The sequence below is a fragment of the Microbacterium sp. CPCC 204701 genome, from assembly GCF_004010105.1.
In the GTDB taxonomy this organism is placed as follows: domain Bacteria; phylum Actinomycetota; class Actinomycetes; order Actinomycetales; family Microbacteriaceae; genus Microbacterium.
Window position 1 is genome coordinate 1 of sequence record NZ_RRYE01000564.1, and the last position, 1,415, is coordinate 1,415.

2 protein-coding genes are annotated in these 1,415 nt (G+C 68.1%); both read right to left on the reverse strand.

The features are described 5' to 3' along the window. A partial coding sequence (locus EIO58_RS17895) for a DUF624 domain-containing protein (RefSeq protein WP_240659004.1) occupies positions 1-479 on the reverse strand: 479 nt, incomplete at its 3' end. A 3-nt stretch (positions 480-482) separates the two neighbouring features. Further along, positions 483-1,385 (reverse strand): carbohydrate ABC transporter permease, encoded by a 903-nt coding sequence (locus EIO58_RS17900; protein WP_127820554.1) that lies wholly within the window; start codon positions 1,383-1,385, stop codon positions 483-485. Positions 1,386-1,415 lie beyond the last annotated feature (30 nt).

A 1,415-nucleotide genomic window follows, 5' to 3' on the forward strand; every position in this document is an offset into this window, starting at 1 on the left:
CGCCAGCCGCGTTCGGGCGTCCACGAGCCCGCGGCCGTGAGCAGCGCGACAGCGCCCGCGACGACGCCCGCCCAGCCGATGACCGCGATCGCGGGGCCCCCAGGGAGGGCGCCCGAGCCCGCGAGGTCGATGTCGAGCACCAGCACCAGTGCGACGACCAGCGCGACCAGTCCGACGACGAGTCCGCCCGGCAGGGCACGGCGGTAGTCCTGCCAGAACGTGCGGGCGTGCGAGGCCTCCGCGTTCACATAGCGGCGCAGATGACGGATGCCGGCGGCCAGCGCCGCAGGCAGCGTGAGGACCGCGAGGCCGCCCGCCAGGACGAGCATGCCGGTCAGCAGCACCTCGCCGAACAGGGCGAAGGCTCCCTTCGCACCGGGGAAGCGGGCGGGCTCGCGCTCGTCGAGCGTCGGTCCGCTGCCCGACGCGTCGGCGTGGCGGGCGGCTCGGAGCTCACGGCGATCCATCGTCTGCGGCATCCGTCAGCCCTTCAGTCCTTGGGTGGCGACGCCGTCGACGAGGAAGCGCTGGAACACGAGGAAGAACAGGAGGACGGGGACGAGGGCGATGAAGGAGGCGGTGACGGTGGCGCCGTAGTCGGCGCCGCCGGAGGAAGCATCGTTGTAGAGGCGGAGGGCGATGGGGAGGGGGTAGTTCTCGGGGCTGGTGAGGTAGAGCAGGGGTCCGAGGAAGTCGTTCCAGGCCCAGATGAACGCGAAGATCGAGCAGGTGATGAGGGCGGGTTTGATGAGCGGGAGGATGATGGACCAGAAGATGCGGGTGTGGCCGGCGCCGTCGATGCGGGCTGCTTCGTCCATGTCGCGGGGCATCTGCCGGATGAATTGGACGAGGAGGAAGACGAAGAACGCTTCGGTGGCGAGGAATTTCGGCAGCAGCAGTGGGAGGAACGTGTCGATGAGGTCGAGGTTGTTGAAGATGATGTACTGCGGGATGATCACGACGTGGAATGGCAGCAGCAGGGTGCCGATCATCGCGGCGAAGAAGATGCCGAGGCCTTTGAACTGGATGCGGGCGAACGCGTAGGCGGCGAGGGCTGAGGAGACCACGGTGCCGATCACGGAGCCGACGGCGATGATGAGGGAGTTGACGGCGAACTGCCACATCGGCACGCCGGCGATGCCTTCCATCACTTTGACGTAGTTGTCGACGGTCGGGTTCTGGGGGATGAGGCCTTGGTTCTGGCCGAACTCGGCGTTGGGTTTGAAGGTCGACAGGAACAGCCAGACCAGCGGGTAGAGCACGACGGCGGCGAGGGCGAGCAGCACGACCAGCCAGATGACGGTCTGCCAGGTGCGGCGCTTGATCCTGCGGCGGGGTGCGGGGGTGGCGCGGGTGTCGGGGTCGGTGTGGTTCTCGGTGGTCAGGAGGGCGTTCTCGCCGAACGAGGATGTGGT